Origin of the sequence: Kineococcus sp. NBC_00420 (assembly GCF_036021035.1) — a bacterium.
Taxonomy (GTDB): Bacteria; Actinomycetota; Actinomycetes; order Actinomycetales; family Kineococcaceae; genus Kineococcus.
In genome coordinates, this window is record NZ_CP107930.1 from 5,244,401 (window position 1) to 5,264,363 (window position 19,963).

Below are 19,963 nucleotides of genomic sequence, written 5' to 3' on the forward strand. Positions count from 1 at the left end.
CCCGCCATGACCACCCCCGCGCACCCCGGCCGCACCTTCTTCGTCACCCTGCCCGTCGCCGACGTCGCCCGCAGCCAGGACTTCTTCTCCCGACTGGGCTTCACGTTCGACCCCGACTTCGCCGACGGACACGGCGCCTGCCTGCTCGTCGGCGACCACGCCCGCGTCATGCTCGCCGACCACGCCCGGTTCGCGGAGCTCTCCACCCTCCCCGCGGGTGACCCCACCACCCACGCCCTGGCGCTGTACTGCTTCACCGTCGCCACCCGCGAGGACGTCGACACCGTCGCCGACGCCGCCCTCGCCGCCGGCGGCGTCGAGGCCGACGGGCTCGAGGACTTCGGCTTCATGCTCACCCGCAGCTTCTTCGACCTCGACGGCCACGGCTGGCAGGTGATGTGGACGAAGCCCACGGCCGGGTGAGTCCGCCGGGTCGTCAGTCCTGAACGTCGTGAGCCCGAACGTCGAGGCTCACCGCGGCTACCCTGCAGACGTGCGGGTGCTCCTGGTCGAGGACGAGACCCTCCTCGCCGACACCGTCCGCCGCGGCCTCAGCGCCGAGGGCATCACCGTCGACGTCGCCCACGACGGCACCAGCGGCTACCACCGCGCCGCCACCGCCGGCTACGACGTCCTCGTCCTCGACCTCATGCTCCCCGGCCGCAACGGCTACGAGATCTGCCGCGACCTGCGCACCGCCGGCGTCTGGACCCCCGTCCTGATCCTCACCGCCAAGGACGGCGAGTACGACCAGGTCGACGCCTTCGACCTCGGCGCCGACGACTACCTCACCAAACCCTTCTCCTTCCCCGTCCTGCTCGCCCACCTGCGCGCCCTGCACCGCCGAGGCGCCCCCGAACGCCCCGCCGTCCTCACCGCCGGCGATCTCTCCCTCGACCCCGCCACCCGCCGCGTCGTCCGCGGCACGACCCCCCTCACCCTCACCCCCCGCGAGTTCGCCCTCCTGGAGTTCCTGCTCCGCCACCGCGACCAGGTCGTCGCCAAACCCGACATCCTCCGCGCCGTCTGGGACCCCGACGTCACCACCGACCCCAACGTCGTCGAGGTCTACGTCCGCTACCTCCGCCTCAAGATCGACCTCCCCTTCCAGCGCCACGCCCTGCAGACCGTCCGCGGCGCCGGCTACCGCCTCGCCGCCGACGGCGGCTGAGGACCACCCGCGGGCAGGCGCACCTCCACCACGCACCCCCCACCCCGGCGCTCGCGGACGCTCACGGAACCGCCGTGGGCGGCGGCGGTCTCCGCGACGATCGCCAGGCCCAGACCCGTTCCGCCCGAACCTCGTCCGCGGCTCCCGTCGAGGCGCACGAACCGTTCGAAGACGCGGGCCCGGTCCCCCGTGGGGATGCCGGGTCCGTCGTCGCCCACCCGCAGGACGGCGACGTCGCCCTCCTGCGCCACCTCCAGCTCCACGCGGGAGGTGGCGTGGCGCACGGCGTTGTCGGTGAGGTTGCGCAGGGTGCGGGCCAGGGCGAGCGGATCGCCGAGGACCCGCACGGGCACGATGGTGGCCTGAACCGTGCGGCCGCTGACGCTGCGCAGGCGGGTCGTCTCGACCTCGACCACCTCGTCGAGGTCGACCTCCTGCGGGACGAGCAGGAGGCGGCCCTCGTCGGCGCGGGCCAGGGCGAGGAGGTCGGCGACCAGCGTCTCCAGCCGTCCGCTCTCCGAGGCCACCAGGGTCGTGAACTCCGCCAGGCTGCCCCCGGACCCCGCCCACACCTCCGCGGCGGCGCGCAGGGTGGCGACGGGGCTGCGCAGTTCGTGGCTGGCGTCGGCGACGAAGCGCCGCTGGCCGGCCTGGGCCGCCTCCAGCCGGGCCAGCATCTCGTTCATCGTCACCGCGAGCCGGCTCACCTCGTCCTCGCCCGCGGGGACCGGGACCCGCCCGTCCAGGCCCCGGGCGCTGATGCCCTCGACCCTCGCCCGGATCGCCTCCACCGGACGCAGCGAACGGCCCACGAAGGTCCAGGTCGCGACGCCGATCGCGGCCAGCAGCAGCGGGGACCCGACACCCAGCAGGACCCCCGCCCACCGGAGCACCCGGTCGGCGTCGGCGGTCGACTCGGCGACGACGACGTGGAAGTCCCGGTCCTCCACGTCCGCGCCGAGCACGGTCACGACCCAGCGGTGGTCCTCGCCCAGGGCGGGGAGGCGTACGACCTCGTGCTCGAGGCGTGCTGAGGCCGGGCGCAACGCCGTCAGCGCGGGCAGGCCCGCGAGACGGGCGCTGCGGGCCACGACGTCGCCGTCGGCGTCGAGGACCTGGATGTGCGACCCGCGGTCGGCCTGCGCGCCGACGGCGGTGTCCAGGGCCTGTCGGGCGGCGGCGTCCGATCCGCTCAGCGCGGCGGCCGTGACCGAGAGCCGCACCAGCCGCGCCTGGACGGACCCGGTCTCCTGCTCGCCGGAGTACAGCGTCGAGCGCAGCAGCACCAGACCCGTGACGGCCCCGGCGAGCACGAGGACCGCGAGCAGCGCCGTCGCCGCCACCGTCGAGCGGACGCGGACCCCTGCGCTTCGCCACACCCGGCCAGTCTCACCCGCCGGGAGGAGGCCCGGGGAGCTCCCACGACAATGGCGGCATGAGCCAGCGCCACACCGACACCTGCAACGCCCTCGGTGTTGCCCTGCTCGCCGACGTGCCCGTCATCCTCTGGGGCCCACCCGGTCAGGGGAAGTCCTCGGTGATCCAGGAGCTGGCGAGCGGGATGGGCGCCCACCTGGAGACCGTCATCGCCTCCATCCGCGAGCCCAGCGACTTCGCGGGTCTGCCCGTCGTCGACCCGGCCACCCGCACGGCCTCGCTCGCGGCGCCGTCGTGGGCGGTGCGCCTGCGCGACGCCGTGCTCGAGGAGGGCCGCACGGGCATCCAGTTCTACGACGAGGTCTCCACCGCCCCGCCCGCCACCCAGGCGGCGCTGCTGCGCCCGATCCTCGAGGGCGTCGTGGGGGACCTGCGCCTGCCCGACGGGGTCCGCACGATCGCCGCGGCGAACCCACCGGACGTCGCCGCCGACGGCTGGGACCTCGCCCCGCCCGTCGCGAACCGGTTCGTGCACCTCACGTGGGAACTCGACGCCGACACCGTCCGCGAGGGGTTCACCACGGGCTGGCCGAGCGTCGCCGTGCCGGCGCTCGAGGAGAACGCGGTGGAGGCCCTGCTCGTGCAGACCCTCGCCGTCGTCGGGGTGTTCCTGGGGTCGAAACCCGAGCTGGTCACCCAGATGCCCCGCACCTCCGAGGAGGCCGGCCGCGCCTTCCCGACACCGCGGTCGTGGGAGATGGCGGCCCGACTGCACGCCTACGCCACCGCGGCGGGGATGAACAGCACCGTGGTCACGATGCTGATGGCCGGGACCGTGGGCATCACCGCCGGCGGGATGTTCCTGAACTACCTGCGTGAACTCGACCTGCCCGACCCCGAGACCCTGCTCGCCGACCCCGACGTCTACGTCGTGGACCGCCGCCGCACCGACCAGACCTACGCGGTCGCGGCGTCGGTGTGGTCGGCGACCGCCGCGCGCAACACCGCGCAACGCTGGGTCAACTGCGGGGTCGTCCTCGCGGTGATCGCCGAGAGCGGCAGCGCCGACATCGCCTTCTCCTACGGCCGGGCCTGGGCGGCCGCGCGTCCCACCGGTGCGCTGCCGAACGAGCGCATCATCAAGGGCCTGGCGCCCATCCTGACCGAGCTGAACCTGCTCACCACCAAGGGCTGAGCCGTGGAGGAGACCCTGCTGCGCCAGGCGAACCTGCGCCTGGCCGCCGGCCGCGCCAAGGCCACCGACCTCATGCCCTACCTGGCCGACGCCCTCTACGCGGTGAAGGCGATCCCCAGCGGGGACCTCCCGACGCTGGCCATCGACGGTCGCTGGCGCATGTACTACAACCCCGAGTTCGTCCTCACCACCACCGTCGAGGAGGTCGCCGGCGCGTGGCTGCACGAGATCGGCCACCCCCTGCGCGAGCACGGCGAACGCTTCGCCGCCCTGCGCGAACCCCCCGAGCGGGTACCGCTGTGGAACCGGGCCGCCGACAGCGCCATCAACGCCGACCTGCGCCTCGCCGGGGTCCGGCTGCCCGCCGTGAAGGCCTGGTACCCCGAGCGCGTCCCCGGAGCGCGGGAGGGCATGACCGCGGAGGAGGTGTACCGGCTGCTGCTGGCCGGACCGCTCGGCCGCCGCCTCGCCCAGCGTGACCCGGCCCTCGTCCTGCTGCCGGACACGCTGCGGGAGAACGAGACCCCCGCGACACTCCTGTGCCTGACCCGCGACCCGGTGCTGACGGGGTCCAGCACGGTCGAGGTGCTGGGCGCCGACGGTGAACCCGTCGCCGGCGCGGCCGGACGCTTCGAGGTGCGCGACCCCCGGGGCGGGACCCTCCTCCTGAACCCGCCGCTGCCGGCGGGCCGCTACGAGGTCGTGCTCACCCACGGGACGGAACGGAGCTCGGCCCACCTGACGGTCACCGCACCCAGCCTCACCTTCCGCCCCGACCACCTCACCCGCGCCCGGGAACCCGCGGAGAAGATCGTGGTCGTGGGGGAGGACACCCACTTCGGTCCCTCCTCGCGCGTCCACGTCCTGCGCCCCGACGGCCGCGCCCTGGACGTCGTCTCGGCTCTCACCCCCATCAGCGCGACCCGTCTGACCTTCGAGCTGGGGCCGCTCCCCGACGGCGCCTACCGGATCCGGGTGCGCAGCGGCGACGAGGTCGTCCAGGCCGTCCTCCCGATCGGCCTGCCCCACCTCGACCTGCAACCGTCGAACCTCCCGAGCGGTTTCGTGGTCCCCGTCGAACTCTCCGGGCAGGTCGACGACCTCACCCTCGACGACACCACGGCGCTCGCCGTCCTCGACGACCTGGGGACCGAGGTCGACGGCGCCGCGGGTCCCCCGAGGCTGCGAGGCGGTTCCCTCGTGGACGTCTCGGTCGAACGCCCGCTGGAGGACGGGACCTACGTCGTGGTCCTCACCACCGGCGACGCCAGGGCGTCGGCGCCGTTGACGGTGGGTGGGGAGAGTTCCCCGGACGGCGAGGGTTCCTCGGACCCCGAGGACGAACCCGAGCAGGAGCAGCCCTCCGAGGACGGTCCCCAGGCCGGTCCCGGTGAGGGGACCGGGCCGGAGGAGACGACCGACGACTGCGGATCGGGGGCCGGTGGGACCCGGCGACCCTGGGAACAGGACGAGACCGGCACCGACGAGGACGGTCGCGACGACGGCAGCGTCGACGCCGGACGGGGCGAACTCATCCGCCAGCAGACCGCCCGCAACGTCCTCGAGCACGCCCGCAGCCGGGGTTCCGTCCCCGCCGGGTGGGAACGCTGGGCCACCCTCGTCCTCGAACCCCGGGTCGACTGGCGCAAGGAGATGAACAGCATCACCCGCCGGGTCAGCGCCAACGTCGCCGGGATGCGCGACTACACCTACGCCCGACCCTCCCGCCGCGCCGCCTCGGTACCCCACGTCGTGCTGCCCTCGATGCGCCAACCCCGCCCCCCGCGCGTCGCCGAGGTCATCGACACCTCCGGCTCCATCAGCGACGAGATGCTCTCCCGCGTCCACGCCGAGACCGAAGCCATCGTCAAACGTTCCCGCGGCGAGGGGGTCACCGTCATCGCCTGCGACGCAGCCGCCTCCCGCCCCCGCACCGTCCGGACGATGAGCGACGTCACCATGCTCGGCGGCGGGGGCACCGACATGCGCGTCGGTCTGCAGGTCGCCGCGCAGGCCCGTCCCCGCTTCGACCTCGTCATCACCATGACCGACGGCGACACCCCCTGGCCGGAATCCCCACCGGCCGAGAACCCCGACGCGCGCTACGTCGCCCTGCTGCTCGACGGGGACCGCACGACCGTCCCGCCGTGGATGCACAAGATCGTCGTCTCCTGAGCGTGTCCCGCTCTCACCCGGCCCGGAACTCCGCGAGGGCCGCCTCCAGGGTGCGCCGGGCAGTCGGGCTGTGGGGGTAGCCGGCGAGCGTCGACCCGGCCCTCCAGGGCCACCAGCGCGTTCCGCACCGTCGGGGCGCAGGTGAGCAACGGACCGACCCGGAACCAGTTGTGCGTGCCCGGCGCCGGCTCACCCCCGGCGTCGACCCGCTGCAGGTCCGCGAGGAAACCACCGAGGTCGCGTCCCAGGCCGGCCGCGGCGAACCCACCGTCGGTGCTGACGGGCTCACCCTCGATCCACCGGTAGACCGACCAGGCGAAGGGGTAGCCCGCGCCGGGCTCACCCCGGCCCACCGGCGTGGGGACGGGCAACGGCAGGTGTCGCGCCCGCCGGGGCAGCCACCGGTGCTCCTTCTGCACCGCCAGGGCGTGCTCCGTCGCCGACGGCAGGCGCACCGACAGCTCCGCGCCGAGGTGGAACGTCCAGTTGTCCCAGTCACCCGCGGCCACGGCCCGGACCGGCAGGTGCGACCACCGCGGGAACTGCTCCGCCACCAACCGGCGCACCACGCCCACGTCGACGTGGACCCGCGTCGGGACGGGTCCCCGGTCGTGCGCCGTCGCCGGGACGCTCACCGCAGCGACAGGATCCGGTCGCGGGGGACCTCCTCGATCCAGCAGCGCGCCTGCACCCCGACGTCGTCCTCCCCGCCGGACGTCGGACCGCCGCCGGGATGGGCGGAACCCGCGGCGTCGTCCACCTCGACGTGCACCTGCGGCCGCGACCAGGGTGGGATCACCCCGTTCTCGTCGTCCGGGCCGCAGGAGCGGCGGGAGAACTGCCGGATCGCCGCTTCCGCCTGCACCCCGCGATCCCGCAGCACGAACGGCAGCAGGAGACCGCCGGTGTGGGCGACGACGAAGCGCAGACCGGCCACGACACCCGACTCCTCCGGTTCCACGGCCGGCGGTGCGACGTCATGCGTCGATGATGCTCACCCCTCGGCCCTCACGCGACGTCCTTCCCCGCCGAGCTCCGTCACCCGGGACGGCGCGCCGAAGGGGGAGTGGGTCAAGACCCGATCCCCCGGACGCAACCGCTCGTCCCGGCGGTAGCGGGCGAACAGTTCGTCCTCGGCGCCCTCCTCACCGGCGTCGGCGCGCACGAGCAGCGACGCGACCTCGTCCAGCAGAGCCGTGTGCGCGAGTGGATCCGCGACCGCACCCCAGCCGTCCCAGAGGAGCAGTTCGTCCCCGTAGCGGTGCGCCACCTGGAAGACGACGTAGGCGCCGACGAACGAGGGTCCGCTCAGGTCGGGCCGGCTGCGGACGCCGTAGGTGGACAGGTCCGACGTCCCGGACCGCCACCGCAGCCACGCACGAGCGGCGGTCTCGAACGGAGCCCCGTCCCCGGTGGGCACGTCGAGCACGTCGAAGTCCCCGTGCGCACCGAGCCCGGGTTCGACCCGTCGCCACCGGTACCCGTCGTGGACGTCGACGACCACGTGGTCCACGGCCCACCCCGGGGTCAGGTAGTGCGCGAACCCCACCGTCGTCCGCGCCGGGGTCCCCCGTCCACGCAGTGCCCCGACGACGAACACCGAGTGGTCCCGGCAGCACCCCGCCACCCGGTGCTGCACCGGACGGGGCTCGGTCAGCGGACCCGGGGTGCGCCGGGCGTCGACCTCCAGGACGTCCTCGAGCCAGCGGCTGTCCACCTCGCCGCGCTGGGCGGCGGTCAGCTCACCCAGGTCGGCCCGGTAGTGGGCGATGACGTTGCGGGCCGCGGCGCACACGCCCGCGAGGTCACCGGACACGTCACCGGACACGTCACCGGACGCGAGGCGCAGACGAGCGGCGTGTCGACCCGGGTCGGAGAAGGCGCTCTGACGCGCCCACCGCTCCGGCCACGTCAGAGCGAGACCGACCCCGAGAACGCCACCATCGTCCGCACGACCTCCCACCCGTCCTCTCGCCCCGCCAGCGCCAGCGCCTCCTCCGCCCCGAACCCCGCCTCCTGGACCGCGACCATCCACTCCTCGCTCCACCCCTCCCGCAGACCCACCACCAGCACCCCGACGTCGCCCACCGCCAACGCCAGCCCCACGCTCATCTCCCGCACCGTCCCCGTCACCACCTCCGGCGACACCCCCGGGTGCTGCGCCCGCAACCACGCCCGCACCGCCACCGAGCGGTGGCGACGCACCCACGACCGCAACCACATCTCCGTCACGAACGCGTCGTCGTCCCCGAACTCCTCCGCCGACATCGCCGCCACCCCCGACAACGACCGCAACCGCCCGTAGTCCGGCAACAACGCCACGTCCACCTCCGGCGCCACCCGCCGCGAGGGGACACGACGCCCCACCTGACGACGCGGGGCACCCACCACCCCCGCGGTAGGACGCACCGGCGGGCGCACCGCCCACACCAGCACCGTCAACAACGCCGCCGGCGTCGGCCGCGGCCACGCCAGCTCGTCCCAGTGCGCAGGCAACGCCTCCGCACGACCCCCAGGCAACGACTCCACGCCCAGCACCCTGACAGCCACCCCCGACACAGCCCCGACATACCCTCGGGACGTGCCCGCCCGCAGGCGTCACCGCCGCCCCCGACCCGGGCCACCCCCACCACGGTTCGTCCTCGACGCCACCGACCTCCTCGCCCCACCCCCCGGCCGCCCCGACCCCGACTGGGGCCTGCCCCGCGTCCTGTGGAACGGCAAGGACCAACCCCCCTTCGACTGGCCCGCGGCGCTCGCCGACCTGCACCGCCACCTCCTGCTGCCCGACCTCGCCCGCGACACCGGCCACCACGTCGAGGTCACCGCCCTCGGCACCCGCGTCGTCGCCACCCACCTCGATGGTCGGCCCCTCCAGCGCGGCGAACCCACCAGCGTCCTGCGCGCCCACCACGTCCTCGCCGGCCACCGCCGCACCCTGGACCCCGCCCACGTCCTCGCCTACGCCCGCCTGCACGCCGACCTCGCTCCCCACCTGCCGGGGATGGACCTCACCCTCGTCCTCGCCGCCGCCCACGCCGGCCTCGGCGCCGCCGAGATCGTCGCGGCCCACCGCGACGGGACCCTGACCCTCGAGAAGGTCGAGCTCCTCGCCGCGCTCCTCCCCGGCTGGGCGTGACCCAGCGACTACCGTGCCGCGCGTGCCACCCCGCCTCGTCGTCCCCACCGACGACCTCTTCGCCTGGACGCTGAGCGGGCGGGACGCACTCCTCATCCACCCCGACGACGACCCCCGCACCGCCGTCTCCCCCGAGCGCTACGCCCTGCACCACCTCCTGGCCCGGGGCCGTCACGTCATGGCCTTCGGCCCCACCGTCGTCGCCGACCTCCTCGGCGTCCTGCCCACCGACCTGCCAGCCGACCCCGAGGGGCACCCCGACCTGCACCGCCACGTCGAGGACCGCTGGGAGGCCACCGCGGAGCACCGGGCCTCCCTGGCCCCGAGACCCGTCCCGGACGACGAGTGCGACCGGCGTGCCGTGCACACCGTCCTCGACGTCGTCCCCGTACCCGTGCTGGCGCACCTGCTGCGCTGGGCGGGCGAGGACTGGCCGGCCCGCCGCGCCGGCTGGCCCACCCACCTCAGCTGGCCGGGCGGGGACACCCGCGGCCGCTTCGCGGACCGTCCCCACCTCCTCCGCGTCGCCACCCCCACCACGAGCCTCAGCACGGCCCAGCGCGCGAACGTCCACGCCTGCCAGGACGCCGGGCTGGAGGTCGTCCTGCTCCGGGTGAACTCCCTCGGCGACCTGGCCGACCCCGGCCCGCAGGCGCTCGGACTGCCGACCACCCCGCCGCAGGGGTGCGCGGCGTGCCGGCCCGCCCTCGACGTCGAGCCGCCGCACGACCTGCTGCCGGGCGAGTGGCCGTTGCCGCGCTTCCTCAGCCCCGGAGTCCCCGAGCAACGTCACGACCACCACCTGCGGGCCCACCTCGCGCGCACCCGCCCGGCCCACACCGTCAGCGCGGAGGTCGCCGCCCTCCCGTTCGACGTCCTCACCGCGGAGGCGCTGACCCTGCTCGTGCACCCGGGCGCCTGGCGCACCTCCCGCGACCACGGCCGCCGCCACCTCGCCCCCGCGCAGCGACGCCACCGCGACCTCGTGGGCGACCCGCACCTCGCCCACGAGGCGCAGCACCGGGCCGACGCCTTCCGCGACGCCCTCACCAGCCGACGGGACGGGGGGAGCCTGCGCGAGGCCGCCGTCGCGGCCGGCTGGTTCCTCGCCCTGCAGGGTTTCGACGTCCTCGCCGTCCGCGACGCCGCCCGCGAGGTCGAGCGCGTCCTGCGCGACGACGCGGCCGGGCCCACCACCTCGGCGCTGCGGTCGCTGCGGTTGCTGTCCCTGGGCTTCACCGGTGCGGAACTGCTCGAGATGCACGCCACGGGGAACTACCCCGACGAGGTCACCCTGGACTTCCTCGGCGTGCTCCACGGCTGACGTCGCAGTCGATCGGCGCGGTCGCCGCCGGGACCGGGTGGAGCTGCAGCGCGCTGCACCCCCTAGCGTCGAGCCATGAGCATGGAGAACGTCGCCAGGACCTCGATGTGGCGGGCCATGGCCGCTCCCGACCAGAAACCCTTCCGCCCCGGCACCGTCCGTCGCGTCCTCGCGATGGCCCGCGAACGTTCCCGCCGCCTCACCCTCTTCGTCAGCGGCAGCGTCGTGCTGGCCGTGCTCGCCGTCGCCACCCCCGTCCTCGCGGGCCGGGCCATCGACGCCGTGGGAGCCGGCGACCGCGGCCGGGTCGTCACCATCGCCCTCCTCATCGCCGCCGTGGCCCTGGCCGAGTCCGCCCTCGGCCTGGTCGTGCGCTGGCTCTCCTCCACCCTGGGCGAGGACCTGATCCTCGACCTGCGCACCCGCGTCTACGACCACGTCCAGCGGATGCCCGTCGCCTTCTTCACCCGCACCCACACCGGTGCCCTGGTCAGCCGCCTCAACAACGACGTCCTCGGCGCGCAACGCGCCTTCAGCGACACCCTCTCCGGCATCGTCAGCAACGTCGTGGCCGTCGTCCTCACCGCCGTCGTCATGATCGGCATCTCCTGGCAGATCACGCTCATCGCCCTGGTCCTGCTGCCCATCTTCGTCCTCCCCGCCCGGCGGATGGGCCGCCACCTCGCCCAGCTCTCCCGGCAGGCCGCCATCCTCAACGCGGCCATGATCAACCAGACCACCGAACGCTTCTCTGCCCCCGGGGCGACCCTCGTCAAGCTCTTCGGCCGACCCGACGAGGAGTCCCGCTCCTTCGCCGGCGCGGCCCGCTCCGTCCGCGACATCGGGGTCAAGAGCTCCATCCGCCAGGCCGTCTTCGTCACCGCCCTCACCACCGTCTCCGCACTGGCGCTCGCGGTCGTCTACGGGGTCGGCGGGCTCGCGGCGATCGCGGGCACCCTGAACGCCGGCAACATCGTCGCGCTGGCCCTGCTGCTGACCAGGCTCTACGCGCCGCTGACGGCGCTGGCCAGCGCGCGGATCGACGTCATGAGCGCGCTGGTCAGCTTCGACCGGGTGTTCGAGGTCCTCGACCTCGTGCCCCTGGTGCAGGAGAAGCCGACGGCGACCACGGTGCCCGCCGGTCCGGCGGGGGTGGAGTTCGAGAACGTCCGCTTCGCCTACCCCGCCGCCTCGGAGGTGTCGCTGGCGTCGCTGGAGGAGGTCGCGACCCTGGACACCCGGGGCGGGGTGGAGGTCATCCACGACGTGTCGTTCCGGGTCGAGCCGGGTCAGGTCGTGGCCATCGTGGGGTCCTCCGGCGCGGGCAAGTCGACGCTGGCCCAGCTCCTCGCGCGCCTCTACGACGTCGACCACGGCACCGTGCGGGTGGGGGGTCGCGATGTCCGCGACCTGACGTTCGCCTCGGTGCGCGAGACCGTGGGGGTCGTGACCCAGGACGGGCACCTGTTCCACGAGTCGCTGCGCTCGAACCTGCGCCTCGCCGCTCCGGGGGCGAGCGATCAGGAGTTGTTCGAGGCGCTGGGCCGGGCCCGGCTGGGGGAGCTGGTGGCCGCGCTCCCGGACGGTCTGGACACGGTCGTGGGGGAGCGGGGGTACCGCTTCTCCGGCGGGGAGCGGCAACGGCTCACGATCGCGCGGTTGCTGCTGGCCCAGCCCCGGGTCGTGGTGCTCGACGAGGCGACGGCGTCGCTGGACACCACCTCCGAGGTCGCCGTCCAGGCCGCGTTGGACGAGGCGCTGGAGGGCCGGACGGCGATCGTCATCGCCCACCGGCTCTCCACCGTGCGCAACGCCGACCTGATCCTGGTGCTCGAGGCCGGGCGGGTGGTGGAGCGGGGAACCCACCACGAGCTGCTGGCGCGCGCGGGTCGCTACGCGGAGCTGCACCGCCACAGCTCCTTCGCCCCGGCGCCGCCGCAGGGGGGCCCCGTCGACTGATCCGACCGACTGATCCGACCGGGCGAGACGGACGCACGGTGGGCCACCGGGCGAGGTCCGTGGTGCTCCACTGGAGGGATGTCCTCGCCGTACCCCGCGCCCCCGCCGTACCCCTCGTACCCGCAGCAGCAGCCGTCCGCCCTGGCGGTCGTGTCCCTGGTCGCAGGGATCCTCTCGGTGGTCCTGGCGCCGGTGATCGGCCTGCTGGCCCTGGGGCTGGGCGTGGCGGGGATCGCGACGGGCGCGATCACGCTCGCGAAGCGCACGCCGGGGCGTGGTCTGGCGATCGCGGGGCTCGTCACCGGCGGGGTGGGGGCCCTGGTCGGTGTCGTCGTCACGGTCGTGCTGTTCGTGGTCTACGGCTCGTTCCTGCTGCTGGGGATCAGCGGCGCCTTCGACCAGGAGTGGGCGGAGGGGGAGTACGACCTGGCGCCGCAGCCCTACGGCGACTCCGCCGGGACGTCGGTGGGGGAGTTCGGCTACGGGGAGTCCGCGGTCCTCGACCAGTACGTCGTCAGCGTGGACTCCGTCCACACCGAGGGCGACGTGCTCTACGCCGACCTCAGCGCGCAGTACACGGGAACCGACACCGGCAGCGCGTACTACGACCTGTACGGCTACCTCGACTCCGCCGACGGCGAGGAGTTCTCGGCGACGGACTGCGGTGAGGCGGTGAGCCCCGACGCCTACGACCTCCCGGACCTCGCACCGGGTGAGACGGTGACGTTCCAGGTGTGCTTCGCGGGCGTCGAGGACCCGGCCGGTGCCGCCGTCGAGGTCGTCGACGGCGAGGGGCTGGGCTCCTACGGCAGCTGGAGCGACGCGCTCACGCCGGGAGGACCTTCGCACACAGGTGTGTGAGTTCCGCGAGTTCGTCGCGGTCGAGGACGGACAGCTCCCGGGCGATGCTCGCCGCGTGCCGCCCGCCCACCTCGCGCCGCAGCGCGGCGCCGTCAGCGGTGAGCGCGACGACGACGCCGCGCCCGTCGGTGGGGTCGGCCTCGCGGGTCAGCAACCCCTGCCGGGCGAGGCGGTCCACCAGCCGGCTCAGCGAGGGTTGCGGGAGGTAGACGTCCTCGCTGAGCTCGCCGAGGCGGCACCGGCTCTGCGGGGAGCGGGAGAGCGTGTAGAGCACGTCGTACTCGCGCACGCTCAACCCACCCCACACGTCCTGCTCGGCGAACCGGCGCAGCAACGTCGACTGGACCCGGAACAACGCCTCCCAGGCCTCGACGGCCGCGCCGGTCCGGCCCTCAGACGACGGCGGCACCGGCGGCCTCCGCGTCGCGCGCCGCGACCCGCGCGGCGTGCGAGGGCGGGTCGCTGGGGACACCGGCGGGGCGCCGCGCCTCGAATTCCTTGCGCAGCACGGGGACGACGTGCTCCCCGAGCAGGTCGAGCTGCTCGAGCACCGTCTTCAGCGGCAGCCCCGCGTGGTCCATGAGGAACATCTGGCGCTGGTAGTCGCCGAAGAACTCCTGGAAGGTCAGCGTCTTCTCGATCACCTGCTGGGGGGAGCCGACGGTCAGCGGGGTCTGCGCGCTGAACTCCTCCAGCGACGGCCCGTGCCCGTAGACGGGGGCGTTGTCGAAGTAGGGGCGGAACTCGCGCACCGCGTCCTGGGAGTTGGCCCGCATGAACACCTGGCCGCCGAGGCCGACGATCGCCTGCTCGGGGGTGCCGTGGCCGTAGTGGGCGTAGCGCTCCCGGTAGAGGTCGATGAGGCGGATGTAGTGCTCCTTGGGCCAGAAGATGTTGTTGGCGAAGTACCCGTCGCCGAAGTAGGCGGCGATCTCCGCGATCTGCGGGGTCCGGATCGATCCGTGCCAGACGAAGGGCGCGATCCCGTCCAGGGGGCGGGGGGTGGAGGTGAAGCCCTGCAGCGGGGTGCGGAACTCCCCCTCCCAGTCGACGACGTCCTCGTCCCAGAGCCGGCGCAGCAGCTGGTAGTTCTCCACCGTGAGCTCGACGCCGCGGCGGGGGTCCTGCCCGAACCAGGGGTAGAGGCGCCCGTCGTTGCCCCGGCCCAAGACGAGGTCGACGCGGCCGTCGCTGAGGTGCTGCAGCATCGCGTAGTCCTCGGCCATGCGCACCGGGTCGTTGGTGGTGATGTGCGCGATGGACGTCGAGACGGTCAGCCGGGTGGTGCGGGCGGCGATCCACCCCAGCAGGGTGGTCATGGCGGACGGCACGAACGGGGGGTTGTGGTGCTCGCCGACGGCGAAGACGTCCAGGCCCACCTGCTCGGCGTGCTCGGCCATGGTCACCAGCGCCTTGATGCGCTCGTGCTCGGTCGGCTCGCGACCGGTGGTGGGGTCGGGCGTGATGTCGCCGACGCTGAAGATCCCGAACTGCATGACCCGCTCCTCCTGGAAGTCCATGCGTTTGCATGTACTTGGTTGAAGGCTACATCACTCGCGGTTGTTCCCGGGCGTCAGGCCCGGGCGAGCCGGGAGTGGCGGTACCCGTAGGCGGCGTAGACGAGCAGCCCCAGCACCATCCAGATCCCCAGCCGGACCCAGCTGATCCCGGGCAGGAAGCCCATCAGCACCACCGCGGCCACCGCCGAGACCACCGGCAGGACGGGCACCCCCGGCATCCGGAACGCCCGCGGCAGGTCGGGGCGGGTGCGGCGCAGCACGATCACCCCGATCGAGACGAGCACGAAGGCGAACAGGGTGCCGATGTTGACCATCTCGGCCAGGTCGGAGATGGGCGTCAGCGCCGCGACGACCGCGACGACGACCCCGGTCACGACGGTGGTGCGCACCGGGACGCCCCGGCGTGGCGACACCTGCGAGAACCACGCCGGGATGAGCCGGTCCCGCGCCATCGCGAAGAGCACCCGGTTTTGCCCCAGCATGAGGATCATCATGACCGTCAGCAGCCCCGCGACCGTGCCGACGCTGATGAGCGTCGCGACGAGGTCGGCCCCGACGTCGCGGAAGGCGTTCGCCAACGGCGCCTCCACGCTGATCCGGTCGTAGCGGACCATCCCCGTGATGACCAGGGACACCAGCACGTAGAGCACGGTGCAGATCGCCAGCGACCCGAAGATGCCCCGGGGCACGTCGCGCTGGGGGTTCTTCGTCTCCTCCGCCGCGGTCGCGACGATGTCGAACCCGATGAAGGCGAAGAAGACCAGGGCCGAGGCGGTGAACACCCCGCCGATCCCGAACGTGCCCAGGGGCACCCCCAGGTCCGCCCAGAGCGAGGGGGTCACCGGCGCGGCCGAGGCACCCGCGGACCCCGTCGGCGGCACGAACGGCGACCAGTTCGAGGTCTTCACGAAGAACAACCCGGCCACGATCACGACCGCGACGACGGCGAGCTTGACGCACACGACGACGGCGTTGAAGCGGGCCGACGTCTTCGAGCCCACGCAGAGCACCGCCGTCAGCGCCAGGATCACGGCGGCCGCGATGAGGTTCGGCTGCGTCGGGCCGGGGGAGTCGGAGTACAGCCAGCCCGGCACGTCCAGACCGAGGGTCTGGTCCAGGAGGTCGGCGGCGTAGCCGGACCAGCCGACGGCGACGGTCGCCGCGCCGAGCGCCAGCTCGAGCACGAGGTCCCAGCCGATGATCCACGCCACCACCTCACCGAGGCTGGCGTAGGAGAACGTGTACGCCGACCCGGCCACCGGGACGGTCGAGGCGAACTCCGCGTAGCACAACGCCGCCAGCGCGCAGACGATGCCGGAGACCACGAAGGAGAGCGACACCGCCGGCCCGGCGCGCGTCCCGGCCGCCTCCCCGGTCAGCACGAAGATGCCCGTGCCGATGATGACCCCGACCCCGAAGACGGTCAGGTCCCAGGCCCCCAGCGTCTTCTTCAGCCGTTGGCCCGGTTCGTCCGTGCTCGCGATCGCGTCCTCGACGCTCTTCGTCCGGAAGATTCCCACGGCGTCGCAGCGTAGGACGCTCAGGCCGTCCTGGCGACGCGGATGATCTTGCGACGCAGCCAGACCTTGCGGCTGCCGCCCATGTAGAGGCGCACCCGGGCCAGCTCCCAGTGCCCGTACTCGGCGTGCTCGGTGAGCAGTCGCCGCGCGTCGGAACGGGTGGTCTCGCGGGACAGGGTGAGGACGCGGTACTCGTACTGCTCCGCCGCGGAGGTGCCGGAACGCCCGGTGTGATCAGACATCCCCACCATGATGCACCCGACGCGGTGCACCCGACGCGCTACCCGGGGGCGGATCTCCGATACGGTCACGGCATGACGGACGACCCGCGCGCGGCCCTCGCACGACTCGTGGCCACGCTCGAGGACCACCTCGCAGCCTCGGCCAACCGACGCGGGGAGACCGACCCTGCCGTCGCCGACGCCTACCAACGGGTCGCCGACGCCTTCGAGGCCTACGAGGAGGCGCTCTACGACGCCTACGACGAGGTCACCCCGTTCGTCCTCTACGACGACGTCGAGGACGACCGCGAGGACGACGACGACGAGGATGACGACCCCGAGGACGACGAGGACTCCGACGACGAGTCCGACGACGAGGACTCCGAGGACACCCCCACCCCCTTGTGAGGGTTCGGTGCCCTGCGCGTGAGCGCGCACGGGAGCGAGGCGGGGGAGCCGCTAGCGTTCCCGTCGTGCTCACCGCCGTCCCGACCACCGCCCCCACCCACCGACCCGGCGGGGGTGCCCGCGCGTGAGCATGGGCATCGTCGAGGGCGCCTTCCTCGGTCTCGTGCAGGGACTCACCGAGTTCCTGCCCATCTCCTCCAGCGCCCACCTCGCCATCGTCGGGACCCTCATCGGGGCCGACGACCCCGGCGCGGCGTTCACCGCCATCTGCCAGCTCGGCACCGAGGCCGCGGTCATCGGCTACTTCCGCAAGGATATCGCCCGCATCATCAGCCGCTGGGTGCAGTCCCTGCTCGGCCGCGTCCCGCGCACCGACCCCGACGCCCGGATGGGCTGGCTGGTCATCCTCGGCACCGTCCCCATCGGGGTGCTCGGCCTGCTCTTCCAGGACTCCATCGAGACCGTCCTGCGCGGGTTCGTCGTCATCGCCACCACGCTGTGGCTCTTCGCCCTCGTCCTCGGCGCGGCGGACCGCTTCGGGGCCAAGGAACGGACCCTGGACCAGCTCACCTGGAAGCACGGCGTGCTGTTCGGCCTCGCCCAGGCCCTCGCGCTGATCCCCGGGGTCTCCCGCTCCGGCGGCACGATCTCCATGGGGCTGCTGCTCGGCTACACCCGCGAGGCCGCCGCCCGCTACTCCTTCCTGCTCGCGATCCCCGCCGTCGTCCTCTCCGGCTTCTTCCAGCTCTTCAGCGAGGTCCACGACGGGGCCGCCGTGGCCTGGGGCCCGACGATCGCCGCCACGATCGTCGCCTTCGTCGTCGGCTACGTCGTCATCGCCTGGCTCATGCGCTTCATCTCCACCCACAGCTACCGCGCGTTCGTGCTCTACCGCCTCGCCGCCGCCGCCGTGGTGTACGTCCTCGTGCTCACCCACGTGCTCCCGGCCTTCAACGGCACGAACTTCGGATGATTCGTGACACTCCGCGTTCGAAAACCTAGAAACGGGACCTGATCGGCCTACACAACCGCTACGGTGCGTTCACGGAAGTCACGGAACCGCCGGGGGGGCCGACTGTGGAACGCCGCATGGGGACGACACGCCCACGCACAGGACGAACGAGCGACCTGCGCATCGAACGCACGCCCGAACTCGTCCACACCACCCGCGCCGCCGACGGCCTCGACGTCACCCTCGTCGGGTTGAACTACCTGCCCGAACCCACCGGCATCGCGCCCTACACCACCGGCGTCGCCCGTGGCCTCGCCGCCCGCGGCCACCGCGTCCACGTCGTCACCGGCATGCCCCACTACCCCGCCTGGCGCCGCGACCCCGACTACCCCGGGGTCGTGCGCCACGAGAACGACGGCGACGTCCACGTCACCCGCGTCTGGCACCCCGTGCCCAGCGCCCCGCTCGGCGCCGGCCGCGTCGGCCTCGAAGCAGGGTTCGCCCTCGCCGCCGGCGCCGCGCTCACCCACCACCGCCTCACCCGCACCCCCACCGACGTCGTCGTCGCCGTCAGCCCCGCCCTGCTCTCCGTCGCCGCCGCCCTCGCCCACGGCCACACCGCCCACGCCCCCGTCGGCGTCGTCGTCCAGGACGTCTACAGCCGCACCGCCGTGGACACCACCAGCGCCGGAGGAGCCGCCCTGCGCATCGCGGCCCGCCTCGAAGGACGCCTCCTGCGACGCGCCACCGGCGTCGCCCTCGCCCACGAACGCTTCCGACCCGCCGTCACCGCCCTCGGCGTCCCCGCCGACAACCTCACCGTCCTGCCCAACTGGACCCACGTCACCCGCGCCGACGCCGCCGCCGGAACCGCCGTCCGCACCCGCCACGGCTGGGACCCCCGCACCCCCGTCGTCCTGCACGCCGGGAACATGGGCGCCAAGCAGCACCTCGAGAACGTCCTCGACACCGCCCGCCTCGCCCTCGCCGACGGCGCCCCCCACCACTTCGTCCTCCTCGGCGACGGCGCCCGCCGCCGCGCCCTGCAGGCCCTCGCCGCCGACCTGCCCAACGTGCAGTTCATCGACCCCGTCCCCGACGCCGACTTCACCGCCCACCTCGCCGCCGCCGACGTCCTGCTCCTCAACGAACTACCCGGCCTGCACGACATGTGCGCACCCAGCAAACTCACCTCCTACTTCGCCGCCGGCCGCCCCGTCCTCGCCGCCACCCACGACGACTCCGCCGCCGCCGCCGAACTCGACAACGCCCGCGCCGGCCTCCGCGTCGACCCCGGCGACCCCGCCGCGGCCCTCGCCGGTCTGCGCCGCCTCGCCGAACGACCCGACCTCGCCGGCCGCTTCGCCGCGGCCGGCCCCGCCTACGCCGCCAGCCGCCTCGGCGCCGGGGCCGCCATCGACGCCTACGACCACTGGATCCGGGATCTCGGGGAGACGCCGTGGAACTGATCGACCACCTCCGCCTCGTCGGCCGCCGCTGGACCTGGATCGTCGCCGGCCTCCTGCTCGGCGCGCTCGCCGCCGGCGGCTGGGCCTACCTCTCGCCCCGCAGCTACGCCTCCAGCACCGAACTGTTCGTGGGCAGCGTCCTCAACGGCCAGAACGACTCCGGCGGCGGCTCCTACTCCGCCTCCCAGTTCGTCCTGGGCCGCATGAGCACCTACGCCCAGCTCGTCGACTCGCCCGACATCGCGACCAGCGTCGACACCCGCGTCGGCCTCGGGCTCAGCGCCGCGCAGTTCGCCGACTCCGTCACCGCCACCGTCCCGCCGGGCACCGTCCTGCTCCGCGTCACCGCCCACGCGGCCACCCCCGAACACGCCCAGGACCTCGCCGGCGCCACCGCCGACGCCCTCGCCACCACCATCGAGACCCTCGAGCAGGACACCTCCGGTGGCAAGCAGATCGTCGACGCCACGGTCACCAGCCCCGCCACCGCGCCCACCACCCCCTCCTCACCGGACGTCCCCACCGGCATCGGGATCGGTCTCGCCGGCGGCCTCGTGCTCGGCGTCCTCGCCGCGACCGCCCGCGACCAGGCCGTCCGCCGCCGCGCACTCACCCTCGAGGACCGTGACGTCGACGACCCGGAACACCTGCTGGCCCGCAGGTGATCTCCCG

At 73.7% G+C, this 19,963-nt stretch carries 21 protein-coding genes; 12 read left to right on the plus strand and 9 right to left on the minus strand.

Going from position 1 to position 19,963, the window contains the following annotated elements:
* Window positions 1-6 precede the first annotated feature (6 nt).
* Together OG218_RS25615 and OG218_RS25620 are read left to right on the plus strand one after the other, a co-directional pair.
* Entirely contained in the window at window positions 7-423 is a 417-nt protein-coding gene (locus OG218_RS25615; RefSeq protein ID WP_380162086.1) for a VOC family protein, read from the plus strand.
* Window positions 424-493: 70 nt separating this feature from the next.
* Entirely contained in the window at window positions 494-1,171 is a 678-nt protein-coding gene (locus OG218_RS25620) for a response regulator transcription factor (RefSeq protein WP_328296041.1), read from the plus strand.
* On the opposite strand, the gene OG218_RS25625 is transcribed toward OG218_RS25620, so the two are convergent.
* Entirely contained in the window at window positions 1,144-2,550 is a 1,407-nt protein-coding gene (locus tag OG218_RS25625; protein WP_328296042.1) for a sensor histidine kinase, read from the minus strand. The genes OG218_RS25620 and OG218_RS25625 overlap by 28 nt on opposite strands.
* Window positions 2,551-2,606: 56 nt before the next feature.
* Here OG218_RS25625 and OG218_RS25630 point away from each other — a divergent pair, with 56 nt between their 5' ends.
* Both OG218_RS25630 and OG218_RS25635 read left to right on the plus strand, forming a co-directional pair.
* A complete protein-coding gene (locus tag OG218_RS25630) occupies window positions 2,607-3,743 on the plus strand; it encodes an AAA family ATPase (RefSeq protein WP_328296043.1) in 1,137 nt (378 codons plus the stop codon).
* 3 nt (window positions 3,744-3,746) lie between these two features.
* Window positions 3,747-5,918 (plus strand): DUF2201 family putative metallopeptidase, encoded by a 2,172-nt coding sequence (locus OG218_RS25635; RefSeq protein ID WP_328296044.1) that lies wholly within the window; start codon window positions 3,747-3,749, stop codon window positions 5,916-5,918.
* Here OG218_RS25635 and OG218_RS25640 read toward each other — a convergent pair.
* The 4 genes from OG218_RS25640 to OG218_RS25655 all read right to left on the minus strand — a co-directional run bounded on the left by OG218_RS25640 (window position 5,846) and on the right by OG218_RS25655 (window position 8,447).
* Window positions 5,846-6,553, minus strand: a complete 708-nt coding sequence (locus OG218_RS25640) for a phosphotransferase (RefSeq protein ID WP_328296045.1) — start codon at window positions 6,551-6,553, stop codon at window positions 5,846-5,848. The two genes, OG218_RS25635 and OG218_RS25640, sit on opposite strands and share 73 nt — an antisense overlap.
* Window positions 6,550-6,855 carry a hypothetical protein gene (locus OG218_RS25645; protein WP_328296046.1) on the minus strand — a complete coding sequence of 102 codons (306 nt, stop codon included), beginning with the start codon at window positions 6,853-6,855 and terminating at the stop codon, window positions 6,550-6,552. Before OG218_RS25645 ends, OG218_RS25640 begins: the two co-directional genes overlap by 4 nt.
* Before the next feature lie 57 nt (window positions 6,856-6,912).
* Window positions 6,913-7,746 (minus strand): transglutaminase domain-containing protein, encoded by an 834-nt coding sequence (locus OG218_RS25650; RefSeq protein ID WP_328296047.1) that lies wholly within the window; start codon window positions 7,744-7,746, stop codon window positions 6,913-6,915.
* Between the two features lie 83 nt (window positions 7,747-7,829).
* On the minus strand, window positions 7,830-8,447 hold the full coding sequence (locus OG218_RS25655; RefSeq protein ID WP_328296048.1) for a hypothetical protein: 618 nt from the start codon (window positions 8,445-8,447) through the stop codon (window positions 7,830-7,832).
* Window positions 8,448-8,499: 52 nt separating this feature from the next.
* On the opposite strand from OG218_RS25655, the gene OG218_RS25660 reads away from it, so the two are divergent.
* The 4 genes from OG218_RS25660 to OG218_RS25675 all read left to right on the plus strand — a co-directional run bounded on the left by OG218_RS25660 (window position 8,500) and on the right by OG218_RS25675 (window position 13,201).
* Window positions 8,500-9,057, plus strand: coding sequence for a hypothetical protein (locus tag OG218_RS25660; protein WP_328296049.1), 558 nt, complete (start codon window positions 8,500-8,502; stop codon window positions 9,055-9,057).
* Between the two features lie 22 nt (window positions 9,058-9,079).
* On the plus strand, window positions 9,080-10,381 hold the full coding sequence (locus OG218_RS25665; RefSeq protein ID WP_328296050.1) for a hypothetical protein: 1,302 nt from the start codon (window positions 9,080-9,082) through the stop codon (window positions 10,379-10,381).
* Between the two features lie 75 nt (window positions 10,382-10,456).
* Window positions 10,457-12,340, plus strand: coding sequence for an ABC transporter ATP-binding protein (locus tag OG218_RS25670; RefSeq protein ID WP_328296051.1), 1,884 nt, complete (start codon window positions 10,457-10,459; stop codon window positions 12,338-12,340).
* Window positions 12,341-12,418: 78 nt separating this feature from the next.
* A complete protein-coding gene (locus OG218_RS25675; RefSeq protein WP_328296052.1) occupies window positions 12,419-13,201 on the plus strand; it encodes a DUF4190 domain-containing protein in 783 nt (260 codons plus the stop codon).
* Here OG218_RS25675 and OG218_RS25680 read toward each other — a convergent pair.
* The 4 genes from OG218_RS25680 to OG218_RS25695 form a co-directional block, all read right to left on the minus strand.
* Window positions 13,167-13,610, minus strand: coding sequence for a MarR family winged helix-turn-helix transcriptional regulator (locus OG218_RS25680; RefSeq protein WP_328296053.1), 444 nt, complete (start codon window positions 13,608-13,610; stop codon window positions 13,167-13,169). The two genes, OG218_RS25675 and OG218_RS25680, sit on opposite strands and share 35 nt — an antisense overlap.
* Entirely contained in the window at window positions 13,594-14,697 is a 1,104-nt protein-coding gene (locus OG218_RS25685) for an LLM class flavin-dependent oxidoreductase (protein WP_442906561.1), read from the minus strand. The genes OG218_RS25680 and OG218_RS25685 overlap by 17 nt, the downstream gene beginning before the upstream one ends.
* A gap of 77 nt (window positions 14,698-14,774) precedes the next feature.
* A complete protein-coding gene (locus tag OG218_RS25690) occupies window positions 14,775-16,241 on the minus strand; it encodes an amino acid permease (RefSeq protein ID WP_328296055.1) in 1,467 nt (488 codons plus the stop codon).
* Between the two features lie 20 nt (window positions 16,242-16,261).
* Window positions 16,262-16,483 (minus strand): DUF5703 family protein, encoded by a 222-nt coding sequence (locus OG218_RS25695; RefSeq protein ID WP_328296056.1) that lies wholly within the window; start codon window positions 16,481-16,483, stop codon window positions 16,262-16,264.
* 72 nt (window positions 16,484-16,555) lie between these two features.
* On the opposite strand from OG218_RS25695, the gene OG218_RS25700 reads away from it, so the two are divergent.
* The 4 genes from OG218_RS25700 to OG218_RS25715 all read left to right on the plus strand — a co-directional run bounded on the left by OG218_RS25700 (window position 16,556) and on the right by OG218_RS25715 (window position 19,956).
* Window positions 16,556-16,870, plus strand: coding sequence for a primosomal protein (locus tag OG218_RS25700; RefSeq protein ID WP_328296057.1), 315 nt, complete (start codon window positions 16,556-16,558; stop codon window positions 16,868-16,870).
* Between the two features lie 130 nt (window positions 16,871-17,000).
* Complete coding sequence (locus OG218_RS25705) at window positions 17,001-17,843, plus strand: undecaprenyl-diphosphate phosphatase (protein ID WP_328296297.1); 843 nt, start codon at window positions 17,001-17,003, stop codon at window positions 17,841-17,843.
* A 116-nt stretch (window positions 17,844-17,959) separates the two neighbouring features.
* Complete coding sequence (locus OG218_RS25710) at window positions 17,960-19,291, plus strand: glycosyltransferase family 4 protein (RefSeq protein ID WP_328296058.1); 1,332 nt, start codon at window positions 17,960-17,962, stop codon at window positions 19,289-19,291.
* Window positions 19,282-19,956, plus strand: coding sequence for a YveK family protein (locus OG218_RS25715; RefSeq protein ID WP_328296059.1), 675 nt, complete (start codon window positions 19,282-19,284; stop codon window positions 19,954-19,956). Before OG218_RS25710 ends, OG218_RS25715 begins: the two co-directional genes overlap by 10 nt.
* Window positions 19,957-19,963: the final 7 nt, after the last annotated feature.